Origin of the sequence: Escherichia sp. AM3 (genome assembly GCF_032029835.1) — a bacterium.
In the GTDB taxonomy this organism is placed as follows: Bacteria; Pseudomonadota; Gammaproteobacteria; order Enterobacterales; family Enterobacteriaceae; genus Escherichia; species Escherichia coli.
Genome location: NZ_JAVUPQ010000003.1, coordinates 28,563 through 52,485, shown reverse-complemented (window position 1 = coordinate 52,485; position 23,923 = coordinate 28,563). Strand labels below are relative to the sequence as shown.

Annotated in this window: 24 protein-coding genes; 15 read left to right on the top strand and 9 right to left on the bottom strand. The window is 51.2% G+C overall.

Annotated features, from left to right (window positions below; translation table 11 throughout):
• Nucleotides 1-95: 95 nt before the first annotated feature.
• The gene (locus RTW80_RS02390) at nt 96-1,361 is read left to right on the top strand and encodes a DUF1479 domain-containing protein (protein WP_000168787.1); all 1,266 of its coding nucleotides are present in this window, start codon (nt 96-98) and stop codon (nt 1,359-1,361) included.
• Between the two features lie 240 nt (nt 1,362-1,601).
• Here RTW80_RS02390 and RTW80_RS02385 read toward each other — a convergent pair whose 3' ends face one another.
• Entirely contained in the window at nt 1,602-3,194 is a 1,593-nt protein-coding gene (locus RTW80_RS02385) for an ABC-F family ATPase (RefSeq protein ID WP_000961458.1), read from the bottom strand.
• 218 nt (nt 3,195-3,412) lie between these two features.
• Between RTW80_RS02385 and ldtB the strand changes: the two genes are divergently transcribed.
• The gene (gene ldtB, locus RTW80_RS02380; RefSeq protein WP_001056384.1) at nt 3,413-4,333 is read left to right on the top strand and encodes a L,D-transpeptidase; all 921 of its coding nucleotides are present in this window, start codon (nt 3,413-3,415) and stop codon (nt 4,331-4,333) included.
• A 58-nt stretch (nt 4,334-4,391) separates the two neighbouring features.
• On the opposite strand, the gene RTW80_RS02375 is transcribed toward ldtB, so the two are convergent.
• Together RTW80_RS02375 and mntR are read right to left on the bottom strand one after the other, a co-directional pair.
• A complete protein-coding gene (locus RTW80_RS02375) occupies nt 4,392-5,510 on the bottom strand; it encodes an anion transporter (RefSeq protein WP_000056442.1) in 1,119 nt (372 codons plus the stop codon).
• Nucleotides 5,507-5,974 (bottom strand): manganese-binding transcriptional regulator MntR, encoded by a 468-nt coding sequence (gene mntR, locus RTW80_RS02370; RefSeq protein ID WP_000091016.1) that lies wholly within the window; start codon nt 5,972-5,974, stop codon nt 5,507-5,509. Before mntR ends, RTW80_RS02375 begins: the two co-directional genes overlap by 4 nt.
• Before the next feature lie 185 nt (nt 5,975-6,159).
• Between mntR and mntS the strand changes: the two genes are divergently transcribed.
• Entirely contained in the window at nt 6,160-6,288 is a 129-nt protein-coding gene (gene mntS / locus RTW80_RS02365) for a manganase accumulation protein MntS (RefSeq protein ID WP_001001761.1), read from the top strand.
• A gap of 271 nt (nt 6,289-6,559) precedes the next feature.
• Nucleotides 6,560-8,143 (top strand): phosphoethanolamine transferase, encoded by a 1,584-nt coding sequence (gene opgE / locus RTW80_RS02360; protein ID WP_001054678.1) that lies wholly within the window; start codon nt 6,560-6,562, stop codon nt 8,141-8,143.
• A gap of 48 nt (nt 8,144-8,191) precedes the next feature.
• Here opgE and ompX read toward each other — a convergent pair whose 3' ends face one another.
• Together ompX and RTW80_RS02350 are read right to left on the bottom strand one after the other, a co-directional pair.
• Nucleotides 8,192-8,707 (bottom strand): outer membrane protein OmpX, encoded by a 516-nt coding sequence (gene ompX, locus RTW80_RS02355; protein ID WP_001295296.1) that lies wholly within the window; start codon nt 8,705-8,707, stop codon nt 8,192-8,194.
• 52 nt (nt 8,708-8,759) lie between these two features.
• The gene (locus RTW80_RS02350) at nt 8,760-8,825 is read right to left on the bottom strand and encodes a protein YliM (RefSeq protein ID WP_120795379.1); all 66 of its coding nucleotides are present in this window, start codon (nt 8,823-8,825) and stop codon (nt 8,760-8,762) included.
• Between the two features lie 234 nt (nt 8,826-9,059).
• On the opposite strand from RTW80_RS02350, the gene rhtA reads away from it, so the two are divergent.
• The 6 genes from rhtA to ybiO all read left to right on the top strand — a co-directional run bounded on the left by rhtA (nt 9,060) and on the right by ybiO (nt 15,902).
• Nucleotides 9,060-9,947 (top strand): threonine/homoserine exporter RhtA, encoded by an 888-nt coding sequence (rhtA, locus tag RTW80_RS02345; protein WP_001295297.1) that lies wholly within the window; start codon nt 9,060-9,062, stop codon nt 9,945-9,947.
• Between the two features lie 298 nt (nt 9,948-10,245).
• Nucleotides 10,246-10,749, top strand: coding sequence for a DNA starvation/stationary phase protection protein Dps (gene dps, locus RTW80_RS02340; RefSeq protein ID WP_000100800.1), 504 nt, complete (start codon nt 10,246-10,248; stop codon nt 10,747-10,749).
• Nucleotides 10,750-11,152: 403 nt separating this feature from the next.
• Nucleotides 11,153-11,899: a glutamine ABC transporter substrate-binding protein GlnH gene (gene glnH / locus RTW80_RS02335; RefSeq protein WP_000843866.1), complete on the top strand. Its 747-nt coding sequence runs from the start codon at nt 11,153-11,155 to the stop codon at nt 11,897-11,899.
• Nucleotides 11,900-12,037: 138 nt separating this feature from the next.
• The gene (glnP, locus tag RTW80_RS02330) at nt 12,038-12,697 is read left to right on the top strand and encodes a glutamine ABC transporter permease GlnP (protein WP_001159065.1); all 660 of its coding nucleotides are present in this window, start codon (nt 12,038-12,040) and stop codon (nt 12,695-12,697) included.
• The gene (glnQ, locus tag RTW80_RS02325) at nt 12,694-13,416 is read left to right on the top strand and encodes a glutamine ABC transporter ATP-binding protein GlnQ (protein ID WP_000569083.1); all 723 of its coding nucleotides are present in this window, start codon (nt 12,694-12,696) and stop codon (nt 13,414-13,416) included. Before glnP ends, glnQ begins: the two co-directional genes overlap by 4 nt.
• Nucleotides 13,417-13,676: 260 nt before the next feature.
• Entirely contained in the window at nt 13,677-15,902 is a 2,226-nt protein-coding gene (gene ybiO, locus RTW80_RS02320) for a mechanosensitive channel protein (RefSeq protein ID WP_001267253.1), read from the top strand.
• On the opposite strand, the gene rlmF is transcribed toward ybiO, so the two are convergent.
• Nucleotides 15,899-16,825 carry a 23S rRNA (adenine(1618)-N(6))-methyltransferase RlmF gene (gene rlmF, locus RTW80_RS02315; RefSeq protein ID WP_001295299.1) on the bottom strand — a complete coding sequence of 309 codons (927 nt, stop codon included), beginning with the start codon at nt 16,823-16,825 and terminating at the stop codon, nt 15,899-15,901. The two genes, ybiO and rlmF, sit on opposite strands and share 4 nt — an antisense overlap.
• A gap of 275 nt (nt 16,826-17,100) precedes the next feature.
• On the opposite strand from rlmF, the gene mcbA reads away from it, so the two are divergent.
• From mcbA to ybiJ, 5 genes are all read left to right on the top strand, one after another.
• The gene (mcbA, locus tag RTW80_RS02310) at nt 17,101-17,361 is read left to right on the top strand and encodes a DUF1471 family periplasmic protein McbA (protein ID WP_000710619.1); all 261 of its coding nucleotides are present in this window, start codon (nt 17,101-17,103) and stop codon (nt 17,359-17,361) included.
• Between the two features lie 264 nt (nt 17,362-17,625).
• The gene (locus RTW80_RS02305; protein WP_000430057.1) at nt 17,626-19,908 is read left to right on the top strand and encodes a catecholate siderophore receptor Fiu; all 2,283 of its coding nucleotides are present in this window, start codon (nt 17,626-17,628) and stop codon (nt 19,906-19,908) included.
• A gap of 41 nt (nt 19,909-19,949) precedes the next feature.
• Nucleotides 19,950-20,627 carry a PKHD-type hydroxylase YbiX gene (gene ybiX, locus RTW80_RS02300; protein WP_000990177.1) on the top strand — a complete coding sequence of 226 codons (678 nt, stop codon included), beginning with the start codon at nt 19,950-19,952 and terminating at the stop codon, nt 20,625-20,627.
• Nucleotides 20,628-20,700: 73 nt separating this feature from the next.
• A complete protein-coding gene (gene ybiI, locus RTW80_RS02295) occupies nt 20,701-20,967 on the top strand; it encodes a C4-type zinc finger protein YbiI (protein WP_000146343.1) in 267 nt (88 codons plus the stop codon).
• Between the two features lie 264 nt (nt 20,968-21,231).
• A complete protein-coding gene (ybiJ, locus tag RTW80_RS02290) occupies nt 21,232-21,492 on the top strand; it encodes a DUF1471 family protein YbiJ (protein WP_000849301.1) in 261 nt (86 codons plus the stop codon).
• Nucleotides 21,493-21,594: 102 nt separating this feature from the next.
• Here the strand turns inward: ybiJ and ybiE are convergent, their stop codons facing one another.
• From ybiE to ybiB, 3 genes are all read right to left on the bottom strand, one after another.
• Entirely contained in the window at nt 21,595-21,654 is a 60-nt protein-coding gene (gene ybiE / locus RTW80_RS02285) for a protein YbiE (RefSeq protein WP_211180490.1), read from the bottom strand.
• Nucleotides 21,655-21,720: 66 nt separating this feature from the next.
• Nucleotides 21,721-22,806, bottom strand: coding sequence for a hydroxycarboxylate dehydrogenase HcXB (gene hcxB / locus RTW80_RS02280; protein ID WP_000443530.1), 1,086 nt, complete (start codon nt 22,804-22,806; stop codon nt 21,721-21,723).
• 140 nt (nt 22,807-22,946) lie between these two features.
• Complete coding sequence (gene ybiB / locus RTW80_RS02275) at nt 22,947-23,909, bottom strand: DNA-binding protein YbiB (protein ID WP_000386551.1); 963 nt, start codon at nt 23,907-23,909, stop codon at nt 22,947-22,949.
• Nucleotides 23,910-23,923: the final 14 nt, after the last annotated feature.

Genomic DNA, 23,923 nt, shown 5'->3' with positions numbered 1-23,923 from the left:
ACATCAAATCACTAAACTTGCATTAACTTATTTATAACTTATATTGTCACATGCAAATCATTATAGTTTCGAATGAAAGTTAATGCGAGGTGGTTATGGCTTCTACTTTTACCAGCGACACATTGCCTGCCGATCACAAAGCAGCTATCCGTCAGATGAAGCACGCGCTGCGGGCGCAGCTTGGCGACGTCCAGCAGATCTTTAATCAGCTAAGCGATGACATTGCCACGCGAGTGGCTGAAATCAACGCACTCAAAGCACAGGGCGATGCCGTCTGGCCGGTGCTGTCATATGCCGATATCAAAGCAGGTCATGTTACTGCAGAGCAGCGCGAACAGATTAAACGTCGCGGTTGTGCGGTGATAAAAGGCCATTTCCCCCGCGAACAAGCGCTAGGCTGGGATCAGTCGATGCTGGACTATCTGGACCGCAACCGCTTTGACGAGGTCTACAAAGGCCCCGGCGATAATTTCTTCGGGACGCTCAGCGCTTCACGTCCCGAGATTTACCCCATCTACTGGTCGCAGGCGCAAATGCAGGCCCGCCAGAGTGAAGAAATGGCGAATGCGCAGTCGTTTCTCAATCGTCTGTGGACATTTGAAAGTGATGGAAAACAATGGTTTAACCCGGATGTGAGCGTCATCTACCCTGACCGTATCCGCCGCCGTCCGCCCGGAACGACCTCCAAAGGTCTTGGAGCGCATACCGACTCCGGGGCACTGGAACGCTGGCTGCTTCCAGCGTATCAGCACGTTTTCGCCAACGTCTTTAATGGCAATCTGGCGAAATACGATCCCTGGCATGCGGCACATCGTACGGAAGTTGAAGAGTACACGGTGGACAACACCACCAAATGTTCCGTGTTTCGGACATTCCAGGGCTGGACAGCGCTCTCTGATATGCTACCTGGTCAGGGACTGCTGCACGTCGTGCCCATTCCTGAAGCCATGGCGTACGTACTGTTACGTCCGCTGCTTGATGATGTGCCGGAGGATGAACTGTGCGGCGTAGCGCCCGGAAGAGTGTTGCCGGTATCAGAGCAATGGCATCCACTGTTAATTGAGGCGTTAACCAGCATTCCAAAACTCGAGGCCGGAGACTCCGTCTGGTGGCACTGCGACGTCATCCATTCCGTTGCCCCCGTTGAAAATCAACAGGGCTGGGGCAACGTGATGTACATTCCTGCGGCACCGATGTGCGAGAAAAATCTTGCCTACGCGCACAAGGTGAAGGCCGCACTGGAAAAAGGCGCATCGCCGGGCGACTTCCCGCGCGAGGACTATGAAACAAACTGGGAAGGACGCTTTACGCTTGCCGACCTCAACATTCACGGTAAGCGAGCGTTGGGCATGGACGTTTGAGAGTTAATGGAAGTGAATTGATGTGGGATTAAGAAAATCGATTCGACGTTACTCAGATTGCTGACAAGTGCGCTTTCTTAATGCCTGATGCGGCGTTAACGTCTTATCTGGCCTACAAAGTCCTGCAGATTCAATATATTACAGGCACTGCGTAGGCCTGATAAGCGTAGCGCATCAGGCAATTTTACATTTGTCATCAGTTTCAGTAGCCCTGACCATATCAGGGCTACTGATAATAACTTACTCGATCCCTTTACTACGCAGGTAATCTTCATAATTACCGCTAAAGTCGATCACGCGTTCCGGGGTGATTTCCAGAATACGGGTCGCCAGGGAGCTTACAAACTCACGGTCGTGAGAAACAAAGATCAGCGTGCCCTGATACAGTTCCAGTGCCATGTTCAGCGACTCAATGGATTCCATATCCAGGTGGTTGGTCGGTTCGTCCATGATCAGAATGTTCGGCTTCTGCATCATTAACTTACCAAACAGCATCCGCCCTTTTTCCCCACCGGAAAGCACTTTAGCTGGCTTTTTGATGTCGTCCTGGCTGAACAGCAAACGACCGAGAATGCTGCGTACCGCCTGCTCGTCATCGCCTTCCTGCTTCCACTGGCTCATCCATTCGAACACGGTCAGATCATTTTCAAACTCATATTCGTGGTCCTGAGCATAGTAACCAATGCGCGCGTTCTCAGACCATTTTACGGTGCCGCTGTCCGGTTGCAGATCGCCCACCAGCGTTTTCAGCAGCGTTGATTTACCGACGCCGTTGGTACCCAGTACCGCCAGTTTTTCACCCACTTCCAGCAGCAGGTTGAGATTTTTAAACAGCGGACCGTTATCAAACCCTTTGGTCAGACCTTCCACTTCCAGCGCGTTACGGAACAGTTTCTTATCCTGTTCAAAACGGATGAACGGGTTCTGACGGCTGGAGGCTTTCACCTCTTCCAGTTTGATTTTATCAATCTGGCGCGCGCGCGAAGTTGCCTGGCGAGATTTCGAGGCGTTGGCGCTAAAGCGGCTAACGAAAGATTGCAACTCAGCAATCTGCGCTTTCTTCTTGGCGTTATCGGCCAGCAGACGTTCACGCGCCTGGGTCGCCGCCGTCATGTACTCATCGTAGTTACCCGGATAAACGCGCAGCTCGCCGTAATCCAGATCCGCCATGTGGGTACAGACCATGTTAAGGAAGTGACGGTCGTGCGAGATGATGATCATGGTGCTGTCACGCTCGTTCAGCACCTGTTCCAGCCAGCGAATGGTGTCGATGTCGAGGTTGTTGGTCGGTTCGTCGAGCAGGAGAATATCCGGATCAGCAAACAGCGCCTGCGCCAGAAGCACACGCAGCTTCCAGCCAGGAGCAACTTCACTCATCGGGCCGTAGTGCTGTTCCACTGGAATTCCCACGCCAAGCAACAGTTCACCGGCGCGAGCTTCCGCAGAGTAACCGTCCATTTCGCCGTATTTAACTTCCAGATCGGCCACTTTATAGCCGTCTTCTTCACTCATTTCCGGCAAAGCATAGATGCGGTCGCGCTCCTGCTTCACTTCCCACAACTCTTTATGCCCCATGATCACCGTATCCAGCACAGTGAACTCTTCAAAGGCAAACTGATCCTGACGCAGTTTACCAATGCGCTCGTTGGGATCGAGGGAAACGTTACCCAGCGTCGGCTCAAGGTCGCCGCCGAGGATCTTCATAAAGGTGGATTTACCACTACCGTTCGCGCCAATCAGGCCGTAACGGTTGCCGCCGCCAAATTTGACGGAAATGTTTTCAAACAACGGCTTACTGCCGAACTGCATGGTGACGTTACTGGAAACTAACACAGGCGTATCCTGAAAAGAGATATGACAAACCGCGCATTATGCCATAAGTCTGAAAGAAGATCCTGCTCCTCGCTTAAGGTCTACACTCAAGCCAAAGGCAAAAAATGTGATTTCGTACACATCTGATTTCACTGTGAGCTGGAATGAACTTATAATGCGCTTCCAATACTCTAATATTCTCAACCCAATGGCCTGCCAGGCACAAAATCTCGCTTAACATGAATATGAAATTGAAAACATTATTCGCAGCGGCCTTCGCTGTTGTCGGCTTTTGCAGTACCGCCTCTGCGGTAACTTATCCTCTGCCAACCGACGGGAGTCGCCTGGTTGGTCAGAATCAGGTGATCACCATTCCTGAAGGTAACACTCAGCCGCTGGAGTATTTTGCCGCGGAGTACCAGATGGGGCTTTCCAATATGATGGAAGCGAACCCGGGTGTGGATACCTTCCTGCCGAAAGGCGGTACTGTACTGAACATTCCGCAGCAGCTGATCCTGCCGGATACCGTTCATGAAGGCATCGTCATTAACAGTGCAGAGATGCGTCTGTATTACTATCCGAAAGGGACCAACACCGTTATCGTGCTGCCGATCGGCATTGGTCAGTTAGGCAAAGATACGCCTATCAACTGGACCACCAAAGTTGAGCGTAAGAAAGCAGGCCCGACCTGGACGCCGACCGCCAAAATGCACGCAGAGTACCGCGCTGCGGGCGAACCGCTTCCGGCTGTCGTTCCGGCAGGTCCGGATAACCCGATGGGGCTGTATGCACTCTACATCGGTCGTCTGTACGCTATCCATGGCACCAACGCCAACTTCGGTATCGGCCTGCGTGTAAGTCATGGTTGTGTGCGTCTGCGTAACGAAGACATCAAATTCCTGTTCGAGAAAGTACCGGTCGGTACCCGCGTACAGTTTATTGATGAGCCGGTAAAAGCGACCACCGAGCCAGACGGCAGCCGTTATATTGAAGTCCATAACCCGCTGTCTACCACCGAAGCCCAGTTTGAAGGTCAGGAAATTGTGCCAATTACCCTGACGAAGAGCGTGCAAACAGTGACCGGTCAGCCAGATGTTGACCAGGTTGTTCTTGATGAAGCGATTAAAAACCGCTCCGGGATGCCGGTTCGTCTGAATTAATCTTCAAAACTTAAAGCAAAAGGCGGACTCATAATCCGCCTTTTTTATTTGCCAGACCCTAGTTGGCCGGGAGTATAACTAACAAAACATATCCCACCAACGCCGCCCACAACAGCATCGGTATTGAATAGAGATGGAAACGCCACCAGATGCGGCGATCGTTCGCCATACGTAGCGCAATCAAATTTGCCAGCGATCCGGGTAATAACCCAAAGCCACCTACGTTTACCGCCCATACCAGTAATAAAGACGGCGGCACATAGTTCAGCAACAATATGGTACTCGGCACGTTACTGATCACCTGCGATAAACCGATTGCCGTTAACCATAACCCGGGTTCAGATAGATGACTCACGTTACCCAACACGCCTTGCAACGCTGGAAGCTGGGTCAGTAAATGGACGTCGATAAACATCGCCATAAACACCAGCAGCAGCGTCCAGTCCACACTGAGCACCACGCGACGTGCCAGCAGCGCAAAGCCTGCCGCCACAATCACCAGTCCCCACAGCTCTTGTTTGAACTCCAGCGCCGTCAGAAAGACGATATACAGCCCCAGACAACTCCACACCAGCCGCGGTTTCCACTCCGGTGTTTGCACCCCCGTATGGTATTGCAGCGCCTTTCCAGGGAAACAACACCAGCACAGGAGCAGGAGCGTCAGCATCATTGCGCCAGCCAGCGGTGCCATTTGGGCAATAAATCCGGCAAACGAAAGACCAGAACGTCCCCAGATAAGAATATTTTGCGGGTTGCCAATTGGCGTCAGTAGCGAACCAGCGTTGACTGCCAGCGCCTCAAAAATAATCAGCCGATTAACCGGGATCTCACACAGTCTTTTTAGCGTGATAGTCAGCGGAACAACAATAAACAGCGCGACATCGTTGGTCAGAAAGGTAGAAAGCAGCGCCGCCGCCAGCACCATAAACATCGCCAGCCGACGCTCCGTAGCAAAGCGGCGCACCATTTTGCGCCCCAGCACATCAAAATAACCGCTTAACTCCACACCTTTGGTCAGCAGCATCAGGCCGCTTAAGGTGATGATGGTGTGCCAGTCGATAGCAGCAGGCCAGGATTTCGGTGCAAAGGGCACGAAAAAGCTTAATCCGATACCAACAAGAATTAATAACTGAAAAAAACGATCGCCTTGCAGCGTGCGTAAAAAAGGCAGGCTCATTTGGCACCGTGTTTCTGGGTAAACAAACGAAAAGCGTCGAGCGTCTCTTCACTAACATGGTGCTCCATGCCTTCCGCGTCGCGACGGGCGATTTCCGGACTGACGCCCAACACCAACAAGAAATTTTCGACTATCTGATGTCGCTCGCGGCTTTCCTGCGCCAGCTTCTCTCCTTCTGCCGTTAAAAACACGCCACGCCAGGGGATCATTTCAATCAGCCCCATGGTTGCCAGCCGCTTAAGCATTTTAGCCACCGTCGGTTGCGAAACTCCCAGACGAGCAGCCATGTCCACCTGACGAGCTTCCCCCACTTCCCTGATCAAGTCAGAAATCAGCTCAACGTAATCATCAATAAGCTCGCGCCGATGCGCCTCTCTGACCTGGCGGAACCCTTCAACGTGCTCTTCCACGTTCACTAACTGCGTCACTTTTTTTGCTGTTGGCGTACCTGCGCGACGACTCATTGTGCTTCCTCATTATGGTGACGCATACATAGCGTTCTCATTTCGTGCGCACATTGTAAACCAGAGTTGCGAAGGTACAAAAAATTAACGTTTTAGCAATAGCTATATAATATAGCCTGTGCTATATCTGTATGTAATGCAATCATCCCTCAAGGATCGACGGGATTAGCAAGTCAGGAGGTCTTATGAATGAGTTCAAGAGGTGTATGCGCGTGTTTAGTCATTCTCCCTTTAAAGTACGGTTAATGCTGCTCTCTATGTTGTGCGATATGGTCAACAACAAACCGCAGCAAGATAAACCTTCCGATAAATAGCGGCGTCGCGGTACGCCGCTTCACTCCTGCTTTCATGCAGGCATAACGCGTTTTGGTCTGAAAAACCCCACTTTTTGTCGGATTTGCAATCCCCTTCGCAAAAGATTTGTTCGTCAGTAGTTGACCTGAACGGCGGCTCGCTCTATCTTCTTGCAGCCCTGCGTATATTGCGGCTCGCGGATGCGGACCCCTTTCCACTCTTCACGCACTCTTGCAGGTATTGACCCTTGACGCCAGGGTAAGCACATGGCGTTTGTTACGATAGTGGCATATGAATTTAACCCTCAAAGAATCGCTTGTTACCCGTAGCCGGGTATTTAGCCCGTGGACTGCGTTCTACTTTTTACAGTCGCTATTAATTAACCTCGGCTTAGGTTACCCCTTCAGTTTGCTCTACACCGCTGCGTTTACGGCTATTTTGCTTTTGCTATGGCGAACATTGCCTCGCGTACAAAAAGTTCTGGTCGGTGTCAGTTCGCTGGTGGCGGCTTGTTATTTCCCTTTTGCTCAGGCCTACGGCGCGCCTAATTTCAATACATTGCTGGCATTGCACTCCACCAATATGGAAGAGTCGACCGAAATCCTGACGATTTTTCCGTGGTACAGCTACCTGGTCGGCTTATTTATTTTTGCGCTCGGCGTAATAGCAATCAGGCGAAAAAAAGAGAATGAAAAAGCGCGCTGGAATACCTTCGACAGCCTGTGTCTGGTATTCAGTGTGGCGACATTTTTTGTTGCTCCCGTGCAAAACCTGGCCTGGGGTGGCGTATTTAAACTGAAAGATACTGGCTATCCGGTATTTCGTTTTGCTAAGGATGTCATCGTCAATAATAACGAGGTGATTGAAGAGCAAGAACGGATGGCAAAACTTTCCGGAATGAAAGATACCTGGACGGTCACTGCCGTTAAGCCGAAGTATCAGACCTATGTGGTGGTGATCGGTGAAAGCGCGCGTCGCGATGCCCTCGGTGCCTTTGGCGGTCACTGGGACAATACCCCGTTTGCCAGCAGCGTTAACGGTTTGATATTTGCTGACTACATTGCCGCCAGTGGCTCCACGCAGAAATCGCTTGGCTTAACGCTCAATCGCGTTGTCGATGGCAAACCACAGTTTCAGGATAACTTTGTCACCCTGGCAAATCGCGCGGGCTTCCAGACCTGGTGGTTTTCCAACCAGGGTCAAATCGGCGAATACGATACCGCTATCGCCAGCATCGCCAAACGAGCAGATGAAGTGTACTTCCTGAAAGAAGGTAATTTTGAAGCAGATAAAAACACCAAAGACGAAGCGTTACTGGATATGACCGCTCAAGTGCTGGCGCAAGAGCACTCGCAACCGCAGCTGATTGTTCTACATCTGATGGGCTCACATCCGCAGGCCTGCGACAGGACACAAGGAAAATACGAAACCTTTGTGCAATCGAAAGAAACGTCGTGCTATCTCTATACCATGACGCAAACGGACGATTTACTGCGCAAGCTGTACGATCAGTTACGCAACAGCGGCAGCAGCTTCTCGCTGGTTTACTTTTCTGACCACGGTCTGGCCTTTAAAGAGCGCGGTAAAGACGTGCAATACCTTGCCCATGATGATAAATATCAGCAAAATTTCCAGGTGCCTTTTATGGTCATTTCCAGCGACGATAAAGCGCATCGTGTGATTAAAGCCCGCCGCTCAGCCAATGACTTCTTAGGCTTTTTCTCCCAGTGGACGGGGATTAAAGCGAAGGAAATTAACATCAAATACCCGTTTATATCTGAGAAGAAAGCCGGGCCGATATACATCACCAACTTCCAGTTACAGAAGGTGGATTACAACCATCTCGGAACCGATATTTTCGACCCGAAACCTTAAAAACAAAAATCCGCCCCGAGAGGCGGATTTTTTATATCACCAAAGTGATTAGAAGCGGTAACCAACACCGGCAATCCAGGTGCCTACGTCAACGCTACGAATACGGCTCTGCTCGTAAGAGAAGTCCAGAGCAACGTTTTCCATCGGGTTGAACTGCAGACCCGCACCGTAGGAGAAACCGTAGTCGCTGGTGTCGTGTTTGTAGGTCGGGTATTCAGTGGTCTGGAATTTACCATAACCCACACCCACTACACCGTAGATGCTTGCCCAGTCGTTAATGCGGTAAGCCGGACCAGCAGTGATGCCGTAGTACTGGTTTTTGTTGTAGTCACCAGAGCTTGCAGTACGGCTTTTCTCGGTGTAAGTGAAAGAACCGATCACACCCAGCGGGCTGTTGTCTTCTTCATAGCGGTATTTCAGGTTGAAACCGCCCATTTTGTTCATTTGGCCCTGAGCGTCGCTCTGTGCGTAACCGCCAGTTACAGTAGAAGTCGCAGCTACGGAAGTACCTGCGGTGAAAGCCAGAACTGCGGCCAGTGCTGAAAGACATGCAATTTTTTTCATAACCACCTCAAATGTGATTCAAATAAGTCCTAAGTTTTAAATATATCAAAAATTAATGGGAAACTCTTCGCGATTTGTGATGTCTAACGGGCCATTTCATGTAACAGAACGTTTCCATACACCGCTATCCATCTAAATTTAAATCACTTTTTCAGAGAACTGCGTAAGTATTACGCATGTTTTCCCTGTCATTCATCCAGATTATTCCTAATCACCAGACTAATGATTCCATCAATCCTGGCGCATTTTAGTCAAAACGGGGGAAAATTTTTTCAACAAATGCTCAACCAGCATTGGGTATATCCAGTACACTCCACGCTTTACTTAAGTCTAGATATTTGTGGGAGAAAGGATGCCGGGTTCATTACGTAAAATGCCGGTCTGGTTACCAATAGTCATATTGCTCGTTGCCATGGCGTCTATTCAGGGTGGAGCCTCGTTAGCTAAGTCACTTTTTCCTCTGGTGGGCGCACCGGGTGTCACTGCGCTGCGTCTGGCATTAGGAACGCTGATCCTCATCGCGTTCTTTAAGCCATGGCGACTGCGCTTTGCCAAAGAGCAACGATTACCGCTGTTGTTTTACGGCGTTTCGCTGGGTGGGATGAATTATCTTTTTTATCTTTCTATTCAGACAGTACCGCTGGGTATTGCGGTAGCGCTGGAGTTCACCGGACCACTGGCGGTGGCGCTGTTCTCTTCTCGTCGCCCGGTAGATTTCGTCTGGGTTGTGCTGGCGGTTCTTGGTCTGTGGTTCCTGCTACCGCTGGGGCAAGACGTTTCCCATGTCGATTTAACCGGCTGTGCGCTGGCACTGGGGGCCGGGGCTTGTTGGGCTATTTACATTTTAAGTGGGCAACGCGCAGGAGCGGAACATGGCCCTGCGACGGTGGCAATTGGTTCGTTGATTGCAGCGTTAATTTTCGTGCCAATTGGAGCGCTTCAGGCTGGTGAAGCACTCTGGCACTGGTCGGTTATTCCATTGGGTCTGGCTGTCGCTATTCTCTCGACCGCTCTGCCTTATTCGCTGGAAATGATTGCCCTCACCCGTTTGCCAACACGGACATTTGGTACGCTGATGAGCATGGAACCGGCGCTGGCTGCCGTTTCCGGGATGATTTTCCTCGGAGAAACACTGACACCCATACAGCTACTGGCGCTCGGCGCTATCATCGCCGCTTCAATGGGGTCTACGCTGACAGTACGCAAAGAGAGCAAAATAAAAGAATTAGACATTAATTAAATTTACATTTCTGCATGGTTATGCATAACCATGCAGAATTTCTCGCTACTTTTCCTCTACACCGTCTTTATATATCGAATTATGCAAAAGCATATTTATTCCGAAAATTCCTGGCGAGCAGATAAATAAGAATTGTTCTTATCAATATATCTAACTCATTGAATCTTTATTAGTTTTGTTTTTCACGCTTGTTACCACTATTAGTGTGATAGGAACAGCCAGAATAGCGGAACACATAGCCGGTGCTATACTTAGTCTCGTTAATTACTGGGACATAACATCAAGAGGATATGAAATTATGAGTACCGCTAAATTAGTTAAATCAAAAGCGACCAATCTGCTTTATACCCGCAACGATGTCTCCGACAGCGAGAAAAAAGCAACAGTAGAGTTGCTGAATCGCCAGGTTATCCAGTTTATTGATCTTTCTTTGATTACCAAACAAGCGCACTGGAACATGCGCGGCGCTAACTTCATTGCCGTACATGAAATGCTGGATGGCTTCCGCACCGCACTGATCGATCATCTGGATACCATGGCAGAACGTGCAGTGCAGCTGGGCGGTGTAGCTCTGGGGACCACTCAAGTTATCAACAGCAAAACCCCGCTGAAAAGTTACCCGCTGGACATCCACAACGTTCAGGATCACCTGAAAGAACTGGCTGACCGTTACGCAATCGTCGCTAATGACGTACGCAAAGCGATTGGCGAAGCGAAAGATGACGACACCGCAGATATCCTGACCGCCGCGTCTCGCGACCTGGATAAATTCCTGTGGTTTATCGAGTCTAACATCGAATAAATCCATCGCTGATGGTGCAGAACTTTAGTACCCGATAAAAGCGGCTTCCTGACAGGAGGCCGTTTTGTTTTGCAGCCCACCTCAACGCACTTATTTAGTGCATCCATCTGCTATCTCCAGCTGATTAAGTAAATTTTTTGTATCCACATCATCACACAATCGTTACATAAAGATTGTTTTTTCATCAGGTTTTACGCTAAATAATCACTGTGTTGAGTGCACAATTTTAGCGCACCAGATTGGTGCCCCAGAATGGTGCATCTTCAGGGTATTGCCCTATAAATCGTGCATCACGTTTTTGCCGCATCTCGAAAAATCAAGGAGTTGCAAAACTGGCACGATTTTTTCATATATGTGAATGTCACGCAGGGGATCGTCCCGTGGATAGAAAAAAGGAAATGCTATGAAGTCTGTATTAAAAGTTTCACTGGCTGCACTGACCCTGGCTTTTGCGGTTTCTTCTCATGCCGCGGATAAAAAATTAGTTGTCGCGACGGATACCGCCTTCGTTCCGTTTGAATTTAAACAGGGCGATAAATATGTGGGCTTTGACGTTGATCTGTGGGCTGCCATCGCTAAAGAGCTGAAGCTGGATTACGAACTGAAGCCGATGGATTTCAGTGGGATCATTCCGGCACTGCAAACCAAAAACGTCGATCTGGCGCTGGCGGGCATTACCATCACCGACGAGCGTAAAAAAGCGATCGATTTCTCTGACGGCTACTACAAAAGCGGCCTGTTAGTGATGGTGAAAGCTAACAATAACGATGTGAAAAGCGTGAAAGATCTCGACGGGAAAGTGGTTGCTGTGAAGAGCGGTACTGGCTCCGTTGATTACGCGAAAGCAAACATCAAAACTAAAGATCTGCGTCAGTTCCCGAACATCGATAACGCCTATATGGAACTGGGCACCAACCGCGCAGACGCCGTTCTGCACGATACGCCAAACATTCTGTACTTCATCAAAACCGCCGGTAACGGTCAGTTCAAAGCGGTAGGTGACTCTCTGGAAGCGCAGCAATACGGTATTGCGTTCCCGAAAGGTAGCGACGAGCTGCGTGACAAAGTCAACGGCGCGTTGAAAACCCTGCGCGAGAACGGAACTTACAACGAAATCTACAAAAAATGGTTCGGTACTGAACCGAAATAATAACGCTACACCTGTAAAACGCACTGGCAGTTCCCTCTCCCCTATGGGGAGAGGATTAGGGTGAGGGGCGCAAACCCGCTCCGGGGCCATTAATTACCCTGAATTTGATTATTTACACCACGGTAACAGGAACAACATATGCAGTTTGACTGGAGTGCCATCTGGCCTGCCATTCCGCTTCTGATTGAAGGTGCCAAAATGACCCTGTGGATTTCGGTCCTCGGTCTGGCAGGCGGTCTGGTAATCGGATTGCTGGCAGGTTTTGCACGCACCTTCGGAGGTTGGATAGCCAACCACGTCGCGCTGGTCTTTATTGAAGTGATCCGCGGCACACCTATCGTCGTCCAGGTGATGTTTATTTATTTCGCCCTGCCGATGGCGTTTAACGACTTACGCATCGACCCATTTACTGCGGCGGTGGTCACCATCATGATCAACTCCGGCGCGTATATTGCGGAAATCACGCGTGGTGCGGTGCTGTCTATCCACAAAGGTTTTCGTGAAGCAGGACTGGCGCTCGGTCTTTCACGTTGGGAAACCATTCGCTACGTCATTTTACCGCTGGCACTGCGTCGTATGCTGCCGCCGCTGGGTAACCAGTGGATCATCAGCATTAAAGACACCTCGCTGTTTATTGTGATCGGCGTGGCGGAACTGACCCGTCAGGGGCAAGAAATTATTGCCGGTAACTTCCGCGCCCTTGAGATCTGGAGCGCCGTGGCGGTGTTCTATCTGATTATTACCCTGGTGCTGAGCTTTATTCTGCGTCGTCTGGAAAGAAGGATGAAAATCCTGTGATTGAATTTAAAAACGTCTCCAAGCACTTTGGCCCAACCCAGGTGCTGCACAATATCGATTTGAACATTGCCCAGGGCGAAGTCGTGGTGATTATCGGGCCGTCCGGTTCCGGTAAATCGACCCTGCTGCGCTGCATCAACAAACTGGAAGAAATCACCTCCGGCGATCTGATTGTCGATGGCCTGAAGGTTAACGATCCGAAAGTTGACGAGCGCCTGATTCGCCAGGAAGCAGGTATGGTGTTCCAGCAGTTTTACCTCTTCCCGCATCTGACGGCGCTGGAAAACGTCATGTTTGGCCCGCTACGCGTGCGTGGCGCGAACAAAGAAGAGGCGGAAAAACTGGCACGTGAGCTGCTGGCGAAAGTCGGTCTGGCAGAACGTGCACATCACTACCCTTCCGAACTTTCTGGTGGTCAACAGCAGCGTGTGGCGATTGCCCGCGCGCTGGCGGTGAAGCCGAAAATGATGCTGTTTGATGAACCGACTTCCGCTCTTGACCCGGAACTGCGCCATGAAGTGCTGAAGGTTATGCAGGATCTGGCTGAAGAAGGGATGACGATGGTGATCGTGACCCACGAAATCGGTTTTGCCGAGAAAGTAGCTTCGCGGCTGATCTTTATCGACAAAGGCCGGATTGCGGAAGATGGCAATCCGCAGGTGTTGATCAAGAACCCGCCGAGCCAGCGCTTGCAGGAATTTTTGCAGCACGTCTCTTAATAAGACACATTGCCTGATGCGCTACGCTTATCAGGCCTACAGGATATCTGGCAACTTATTAAAATTGCATGAACTTGTAGGACGGATAAGGCGTTCACGCCGCATCCGGCAAAAAAGCCCGCACGTTGTCAGCAACCTGCTTAATATCCCTTCCTCCCTTTCACCCGAAAGGGAGGCACACCAGATTCCTCTCATTTAAAATCGCCCCTCCTCCAGCATCTATACTTATCTTTTTGCTCTATTTTCTCACTGGAGGAGTCATGCGGTGGATCCTGTTCATCCTCTTCTGCCTGCTGGGCGCACCTGCCCACGCGGTATCCATACCCGGCGTTACAACCACAACGACAACGGACTCAACGACTGAACCGGCCCCGGAACCGGATATCGAACAAAAAAAAGCGGCCTATGGCGCACTGGCGGATGTGCTGGATAATGACACCTCGCGTAAAGAGTTGATCGACCAGTTGCGCACCGTTGCCGCTACGCCCCCTGCTGAACCGGTACCAAAAATAGTGCCGCCGACGCTGGTCGAAGAGCAAACCGTGCTGCAAAAGGTCACCGAAGTCAGCCGCCATTATGGTGAAGCCCTTTCCGCCCGCTTCGGGCAACTTTATCGCAATATCACCGGCTCCCCGCATAAGCCGTTTAATCCACAAACCTTCAGCAATGCGCTGACCCATTTTTCAATGTTAGCGGTATTAGTGTTTGGTTTTTACTGGCTGATTCGCCTGTGCGCACTGCCGCTTTATCGCAAAATGGGTCAGTGGGCGCGGCAAAAAAATCGTGAGCGCAGCAACTGGTTGCAGCTTCCGGCGATGATTATCGGGGCGTTTATTATCGACCTGCTGTTACTGGCCCTGACATTATTTGTCGGCCAGGTATTAAGCGACAACCTGAATGCAGGCAGTCGCACCATCGCTTTCCAACAAAGTTTGTTTCTCAACGCCTTTGCCCTCATTGAATTTTTCAAAGCCGTACTACGCCTGATTTTTTGCCCAAACGTGGCGGAGCTGCGCCCGTTCACGATTCAGGACGAGAGCGCCCGTTACTGGAGTCGTCGCCTGAGCTGGTTAAGCAGTTTGATAGGTTATGGCCTGATTGTGGCCGTGCCGATTATCTCTAATCAGGTGAATGTACAGATAGGTGCGCTGGCGAACGTCATCATTATGCTGTGCATGACCGTCTGGGCGTTGTACCTGATCTTTCGTAATAAAAAAGAGATTACCCAGCATTTGCTCAACTTCGCGGAGCATTCGCTGGCCTTTTTCAGCCTGTTTATCCGCGCCTTTGCGCTGGTGTGGCACTGGCTGGCAAGCGCCTATTTTATCGTGCTGTTTTTCTTTTCTTTGTTCGATCCGGGCAACAGCCTGAAATTTATGATGGGTGCAACGGTGCGCAGCCTGGCGATTATTGGTATCGCAGCGTTTGTTTCCGGTATGTTTTCCCGCTGGCTGGCGAAAACCATCACTCTCTCGCCACATACTCAGCGTAACTATCCGGAGCTGCAAAAACGGTTGAATGGCTGGCTGTCGGCGGCGCTGAAAACGGCGCGTATTCTGACAGTCTGCGTGGCGGTAATGTTGCTGTTGAGCGCATGGGGATTGTTCGATTTCTGGAACTGGCTGCAAAACGGCGCGGGGCAGAAAACCGTAGATATCCTGATCCGTATCGCACTCATTCTTTTCTTCTCGGCGGTTGGCTGGACGGTGCTCGCCAGTTTGATCGAAAACCGGCTGGCTTCGGATATTCATGGCCGCCCGCTACCCAGCGCCCGCACGCGTACCCTGCTTACGCTGTTTCGTAACGCGCTGGCGGTGATTATCAGTACCATCACCATCATGATTGTGTTGTCGGAAATCGGCGTCAATATCGCGCCATTGCTGGCAGGTGCCGGGGCATTAGGTCTGGCTATCTCGTTTGGTTCGCAAACGCTGGTGAAAGATATTATCACCGGGGTATTTATTCAGTTTGAAAACGGCATGAACACTGGAGATTTGGTGACTATCGGGCCGTTGACCGGCACAGTGGAACGGATGTCGATTCGCTCCGTGGGCGTACGCCAGGATACCGGGGCGTATCACATCATTCCGTGGTCTTCGATAACCACCTTTGCTAACTTTGTCCGCGGCATTGGTTCGGTGGTGGCAAATTATGATGTTGATCGCCATGAAGATGCTGATAAAGCCAATCAGGCACTGAAAGATGCGGTAGCGGAATTAATGGAAAACGAAGAAATTCGCGGGCTGATTATTGGTGAACCGAATTTTGCCGGGATTGTCGGCTTAAGCAATACCGCGTTTACACTGCGTGTTTCGTTCACCACGCTGCCACTCAAACAGTGGACGGTACGCTTTGCCCTCGACAGCCAGGTGAAAAAACATTTCGACCTGGCGGGCGTTCGCGCGCCAGTGCAGACTTATCAGGTGCTGCCTGCTCCGGGCGCGACCCCGGCTGAACCGTTACCGCCGGGGGAACCAACGCTTTAACGCTGGCGATTGACAAAACGGCGGCGCTGCTCGTCGTTCATAAAGGTCCAGGCAATAAAGCGACTCTGCTTTTGCCCCTGGGCCATCTCTTTTTTAACCACCTTCACCGCGCCCACGTCCGTCAGGGCACGATACAACGGCGGTAAGTTTTCACCACGAGATACCAGTGATGTAAACCACATCACCTGCTTCGCGAAGCCTTTGCTCTCTTCAATCATCTTTTTGATAAAGGTGACTTCACCGCCTTCACACCACAACTCCTGTTGCTGGCCGCCAAAGTTCAGTGCATCGTCTTTGTTCAGCCCCAGGTTACGGCGTTTACGCTCACTACCTGCCCGTGCCGCAGCGGCGGAATCGTGGAATGGCGGGTTACACAAGGTCGCGTCGTATTGCTCGTTTTTATGGATGATGCCGTTAAAAATCGCCCCACTCTCTTTTTGCCGACGCAGACGAATGGCGCGGTTAAGCCCCGGATTAGAACTGATAATCGCCTGCGCACTGCTTAACGCCTGGCTGCTGGTTTCACTACCGGTAAAACGCCAGCCATATTCATGTACGCCAATCAGCGGATAAATACAGTTCGCACCAACGCCGATATCCAGAATGCTGGCATTCGCTGGAATTGTTCCGCTTGCTTCTGCCAGTAAATCGGCAAGGTGATGAATATAATCCGCCCGGCCCGGTACTGGTGGGCAGAGAAAACCGTCGGGGATATCCCAGTTCGCTACGGCGTAAAAATGGGCCAGCAACGCCTTATTGAGCGCCTTCACCGCCAGCGGATTGGCAAAGTCTACGCTTTGCTCCCCGGCGGGTGTAAGCGTGAGGAATTGCCTGAGTTCAGGATTGACCTGACAAAGCGTGGCGAGATCGTAGCGGCTGTGATGACGGTTGCGCGGATGCAACCCCGGTTTCTGGGCGGACATAGCATTCTCCTTTAAGCAGCGGCGTAAGATACCCGCATAACGCGACAGGGTAAATATCTGGCTGCGTTTATCATTCCCCAAAACCTTAACATGGCTATGGTTTATGGCAATTCATCATAAAAATCAGCATTATGCATGTCATTGATTTGTCTTATTTTGTAAAAATATATCGTTCAAAAAATAAGCACATCTCTGTCAATTTTTTGCGTCATTTGCATCGCGCAGGCGACCTACACTTATCAGGCACTACCCGTTGTATTTATGAGGATGTCATTATGAAAAAGTGCCTCACACTACTGATTGCCACCGTCCTGAGCGGAATCTCTCTCACGGCTTATGCCGCGCAACCGATGAGTAACCTGGACAGCGGTCAGCTACGGCCCGCCGGTACCGTTTCGGCAACTGGCGCATCAAACCTAAGCGATCTGGAGGATAAACTGGCAGAAAAAGCGCGCGAACAAGGCGCGAAAGGTTATGTCATTAATTCCGCAGGCGGAAATGACCAGATGTTCGGTACTGCAACCATCTACAAATAACCCCACCAACGTAACTGCATTCGCCTCTGGATGCAGTTTTCGTCTGTTTTGTAATCAAAAAACATCAAATATGAACTCAATGTAAATAAATGTATTTCTTTTTCGCGCAATGGGTGATAGAAAATCGCTCCAAGTGATAATGCTTATCAAAATTATTATCACTTGCACGAACACTATCACGGGATTAACAGTGGCATCGCATCCGCAGAGATGCTTTCTCGTGGCAGTGAAAATTTCAACATATAAGAAAAAGTCACCTGCAAAATGGAAAACAATCGCAATTTCCCTGCCAGACAATTTCATTCGCTCACGTTCTTTGCCGGTCTTTGTATTGGCATCACGCCTGTGGCTCAGGCACTCGCCGCCGAAGGGCAAACTAACGCGGATGACACGCTGGTTGTCGAAGCATCAACGCCTTCGCTTTATGCGCCACAACAATCTGCCGATCCGAAATTCTCGCGTCCGGTAGCGGATACTACCCGCACGATGACGGTAATTTCTGAACAAGTGATTAAAGATCAGGGCGCAACCAACCTTACCGACGCGCTCAAAAACGTCCCCGGCGTGGGTGCGTTTTTTGCGGGTGAGAACGGTAACTCCACCACTGGCGACGCCATTTATATGCGTGGTGCCGATACCTCTAACAGTATTTATATTGATGGCATTCGCGATATCGGCAGCGTCTCGCGCGACACCTTCAATACCGAGCAGGTCGAAGTGATTAAAGGGCCGTCCGGCACCGACTACGGGCGCAGCGCACCGACAGGCTCGATCAATATGATCAGCAAGCAGCCGCGCAATGATTCCGGCATTGACGCCTCCGCCAGTATTGGCAGCGCCTGGTTCCGCCGCGGCACGCTGGACGTCAATCAGGTCATTGGTGATACCACCGCGGTGCGCCTGAATGTAATGGGCGAAAAAACGCACGATGCCGGACGCGACAAAGTCAAAAATGAGCGTTACGGCGTCGCCCCTTCTGTCGCTTTTGGCCTTGGTACAGCGAATCGTTTGTATCTTAATTATCTGCATGTCACCCAGCACAACACGCCAGACGGCGGCATTCCGACCATCGGTTTGCCGGGCTATTCTGCCCCATCTGCGGGAACGGCGGCCCTGAATCATTCCGGAAAAGTTGATACTCATAACTTTTACGGCACGGATTCCGATTACGACGATTCGACCACCGACACCGCCACCATGCGTTTTGAGCACGACATCAACGATAACACCACCATTCGCAATACTACCCGTTGGTCGCGCGTAAAGCAGGATTACCTGATGACGGCGATTATGGGCGGGGCGTCGAATATTACTCAGCCCACCAGCGATGTGAATAGCTGGACCTGGTCACGCACGGCGAATACCAAAGATGTGAGTAATAAAATTCTCACCAACCAGACCAACCTGACCTCGACGTTCTATACCGGTTCTATCGGTCATGATGTCAGTACCGGCGTGGAATTTACCCGTGAAACGCAGACTAACTACGGCGTTAATCCGGTGACGTTACCCGCGGTAAATATTTATCATCCTGACAGCAGCATTCATCCCGGCGGCCTGACGCGCAACGGCGCAAACGCCAATGGTCAGACGGATACCTTCGCAATTTACGCCTTTGATACGCTGCAAATCACCCGTGATTTTGAGCTGAACGGCGGGATCCGTCTGGATAATTATCATACTGAATATGACAGTGCCACCGCCTGCGGCGGCAGCGGACGCGGTGCCATCACCTGCCCAACTGGTGTGGCAAAAGGTTCTCCGGTCACCACCGTCGACACCGCCAAGTCGGGCAATCTGATGAACTGGAAAGCCGGGGCGCTGTATCACCTGACGGAAAACGGCAATGTCTATATTAACTATGCCGTTTCCCAGCAGCCTCCGGGCGGCAACAACTTCGCCCTTGCGCAGTCTGGCAGCGGTAACAGTGCCAACCGCACCGATTTTAAACCGCAAAAAGCCAACACCAGCGAGATTGGCACCAAATGGCAGGTTCTGGATAAACGTCTGTTGCTCACCGCCGCGCTGTTCCGCACTGATATCGAAAATGAAGTTGAGCAAAATGATGACGGAACTTACTCGCAATACGGTAAGAAACGCGTCGAAGGCTATGAGATATCCGTGGCCGGGAATATCACTCCCGCGTGGCAGGTGATTGGCGGCTATACCCAGCAAAAAGCAACCATCAAAAACGGCAAAGATGTTGCCCAGGATGGTTCCTCATCGCTGCCGTATACCCCGGAGCACGCCTTCACCTTATGGAGCCAATATCAGGCAACCGACGATATCTCTGTTGGCGCGGGCGCACGCTATATCGGCAGTATGCATAAAGGTTCAGACGGCGCGGTGGGAACGCCAGCGTTTACCGAAGGTTACTGGGTCGCCGATGCCAAACTGGGGTATCGAGTTAATCGCAATCTCGACTTCCAGCTAAACGTTTACAACCTGTTTGATACCGATTACGTCGCCTCAATCAACAAGAGCGGCTACCGTTATCACCCGGGCGAGCCAAGAACCTTCTTGCTCACAGCCAATATGCATTTCTGAATCAGATGTGGGGCGCAGGCCCCACTTTTTGGAGAAATTGTATGATGTACCACATTCCCGGCGTGTTATCGCCACAGGACGTCGCTCGTTTTCGCGAACAACTGGAACAAGCCGAATGGGTGGATGGACGCGTCACCACCGGCGCACAAGGTGCGCAAGTTAAGAACAATCAACAGGTCGACACCCGCAGCACGTTATACGCCGCCCTGCAAAATGAGGTGCTGAACGCGGTTAACCAACATGCTTTATTCTTTGCCGCGGCCTTGCCGCGTACCCTTTCCACGCCGCTGTTTAATCGCTATCAGAACAATGAAACCTATGGTTTCCATGTGGATGGCGCAGTACGCAGCCATCCACAAAACGGCTGGATGCGTACTGACCTTTCTGCCACGCTGTTTTTAAGCGATCCACAAAGCTACGACGGCGGCGAACTGGTCGTTAATGACACCTTCGGACAACATCGGGTAAAACTCCCGGCAGGCGATCTCGTGTTGTATCCCTCCAGCAGCCTGCATTGCGTGACACCCGTAACCCGCGGCGTACGAGTGGCATCATTTATGTGGATCCAGTCGATGATCCGCGATGATAAAAAGCGCGCCATGCTGTTTGAACTGGACAACAATATTCAGTCGCTGAAAAGCCGCTACGGCGAAAGTGAAGAGATCCTGTCGCTGCTTAATCTTTATCATAATCTGCTGCGGGAATGGTCGGAGATCTGATGCTTGAACTGCCCGAGTTCGTCCCTGGATTAGCTACACTTAACTGTACAAGTATTGATATGGGGAGGTCGATATGGCATCCGGTTGGGCTAACGATGACGCCGTCAACGAACAGATCAACAGTACAATTGAAGATGCGATTGCCCGCGCTCGGGGTGAAATTCCGCGCGGCGAAAGCCTGGATGAATGTGAAGAGTGCGGTGCCCCCATCCCGCAGGCCCGTCGGGAAGCCATTCCTGGCGTGCGCTTATGTATTCATTGTCAGCAGGAGAAAGATTTACAAAAACCAGCTTATACAGGATATAATCGCAGAGGTTCGAAAGACAGCCAGTTACGTTAACTACAACTGGCGAGATGCATAGCGAGTATAATTTGTATTTTGCGTGGCATTCCGTGCCTTTAACGCTGCTGTGACTGCCACGCGGTATAAAACAAGTTCATAAGTACAACAAATAAATGGTTTATCAGTAGGTTAGATATCAATCAATTTATTTGAACAAGGCGGTCAATTCTCTTCGATTTTATCTCTCGTAAAAAAACGTGATACTCATCACATCGACGAAACAACGTCACTTATACAAAAATCACCTGCGAGAGATTAATTATGAAAACTATCAATACTGTTGTTGCTGCTATGGCTCTTTCAACTCTGTCATTTGGCGTGTTCGCGGCGGAACCGGTAACGGCATCCCAGGCACAGAACATGAATAAAATCGGCGTGGTTTCTGCCGATGGCGCATCCACCCTCGATGCCCTGGAAGCGAAACTGGCTGAGAAAGCCGCGGCAGCCGGTGCCAGTGGATACAGCATCACTTCCGCCACCAACAACAATAAATTAAGCGGTACTGCGGTAATTTATAAGTAATTCGTAGGACGGATAAGGCGTTTACGCCGCATCCGGCAACAGATGCCTGATGCGACGCTACCGCGTCTTATCAGGCCTACAAAATCCGAACCGTTGGACGGATCAGGCGTTTACGCTACGTCCAGCACAAGTATTTCCCTGTCTGTTTGCCGACAGACGCATATGCTCTAACCCTCATTGATCCTATGTTACCCTTGTTTGCCCGTCCGCCACTGGACGGGCTTTTTTTTAGCTGGCTAACTGCTGACAGAAAGCCTGCAACGTCTCTTCCGGCATACCAATCTGCCGCGCTGCATCACAAATGGCCTGCCAGCTTCCCGCATCCAGTGGAATCCCCTGCTTCTGCCGTTCGCGACGCGTGTTCACTTCCCACTCGCCCGGTAGCAAAATCGGCTTATCATCATCATGCGGCGAGGCTTTCACCCACTCGGCAAAGGCTTCGGTCTGCGCGTTACAATCCGGCGCGCCGAAGAGTTCCGGGTTGATGATGATAGTGGTCATGCAGTTAAGAATGGCATCGGGACTGGTTTGTAACGTTTCCTGATGCGTCGTTTTACCGCCGGAAAGCGCCCCGCCAAGAATTTCACACATCGCTGCAAGGGCGTAGCCTTTATGTTCGGCAAAGGTCAACAGCGAACCCAACGGCGACTCCTGCATTACCGCCGGATTGGTCGTCGGCACGCCGTTAACGTCAATCAGGCAACCTGGCGGCACGGGGACGCCTTTATGCCAGGCGACGCGGGTTTTGCCAAATGCAATGGCGCTGGTGGCGTAATCAAGCAACAGCGGGAAATTATCTTTACGAGGGAAAACCACACAGAACGGATTGGTGCCAAAGCGGCTGTCGCGACCGTGGAACGGCGCGACCATTGGAATACCGACCACGCTAACAAAGTGGATAGAGACAAACCCCGCCGCTGCACACTGCTCCGCCCAGTAACCGATACGGCCGATATGATGCGAGTTATGTAGCGCCACGGCGGCAATACCGTGCTGATGCGCTTTCTCAATCCCCAGCGCCATCGCTTCATGTGCCGCGACCTGACCAAATGCGCGATCGCCATCGAGCGTGACCGCCGCCCCCGCCTCTTTAACGGTTTTGGCATGATGGTTAATTTGCAGGTGCCCCTGACTCCAGGAGCGTACATAGCTTGGGATCATGCCAATACCATGTGAATCATGCCCTGCCAGGTTTGCCGCGATTAAATGATCGGCAACTAATTTCGCTTCTTGTTCCTCGCTACCCATCTGACGAAATACAGCCTGAATAAAACTGTGCAGCGTCTGAGCATCAAAGCGATGACCACTTTCCATGGTTAACTCCTGTTTATGTTATGTGTTTGTTGTATTTTTATGCTGCACGCCGGGCGTGGGAAGGTCAATAAAGATGCAGGAATTTCATATTGCGGTGGGGTAAAAGCCGGATGACATGGCTCATCCGGCTGAGAAAAGAATTAAAATGCCTGATTAACGCGCGCCAGGCCGTCGCTGATAGTTGCCGCTTCACCCGTAGCCACCAGGCAGCAAGCCATCTGGATTTTCAGCGATTCGGGAATCGGTTCGCTGCCAGCAAGGCAACGCTCAATCCACTGCGCCGTGGTTTCCGGATCTTTTGCTTGTGGCAGTAACTCGCTACCAGCAGTGTCCTGTTTTTCATACAGCACCCGCATCCCTTCACGGTCAATGAGATTGATCTGCGGGCAGCGCTGCGGATTAGCATACACTTCACCTTCAGTACCATGCATTAGTAGCGCCCGCCCGCCGATATCGCTAAAGAACTTCGCGACGCGTCCAATGTATTCCGGATGCGAAACGCTGGAAAGACGCAGCGCCTCACCTTCGGCAAATGGCGTCGCCAGTTTCGCCAGGGTATGTGCACTGTTACGCACGCCCATCCGCCAGCGCATCGCCAGTTGTTTTTCCAGCGGCGGGCAAAACGCGCCGACTGGCATAAACACCGGTTGATGTTCGTCGAGCTTCGCCTGCGCCTGCCCGCCGTGCAACGTTGGCGTAATACCCATCAATTCAAAAATGGTTTCAGTCAGCACGCGGGTTGGATCTTCGCTAACCCCGTGAACCACCACAGGAAAACCGAGTTTGTGCAGGAGAATCGCCAACAACGGCGTCAGGTTGGCCTGTTTACGCGCGCCGTTGTAACTGGGGATGACAATCGGCATCGGCTTGCCTGCTGGCGGCGTCAGCTTGATGGTGTGATTTTGCATGGCTTCGTAAAAGCCGAGCATCTCTGCTTCCCCTTCTCCTTTGATACGCAGCGCAATCAATACGCCGCCCAACTCAAGGTCAGGGACTTCACCATTGAGCATATGAGCATACAGACCGCGCGCAGTATCCCGGTCTAAATCGCGCGCGTGGTTTTTCCCGCGCCCGATCTCTTTAATGATTTTGCGATAGTCCATTTACGACTCCTTAC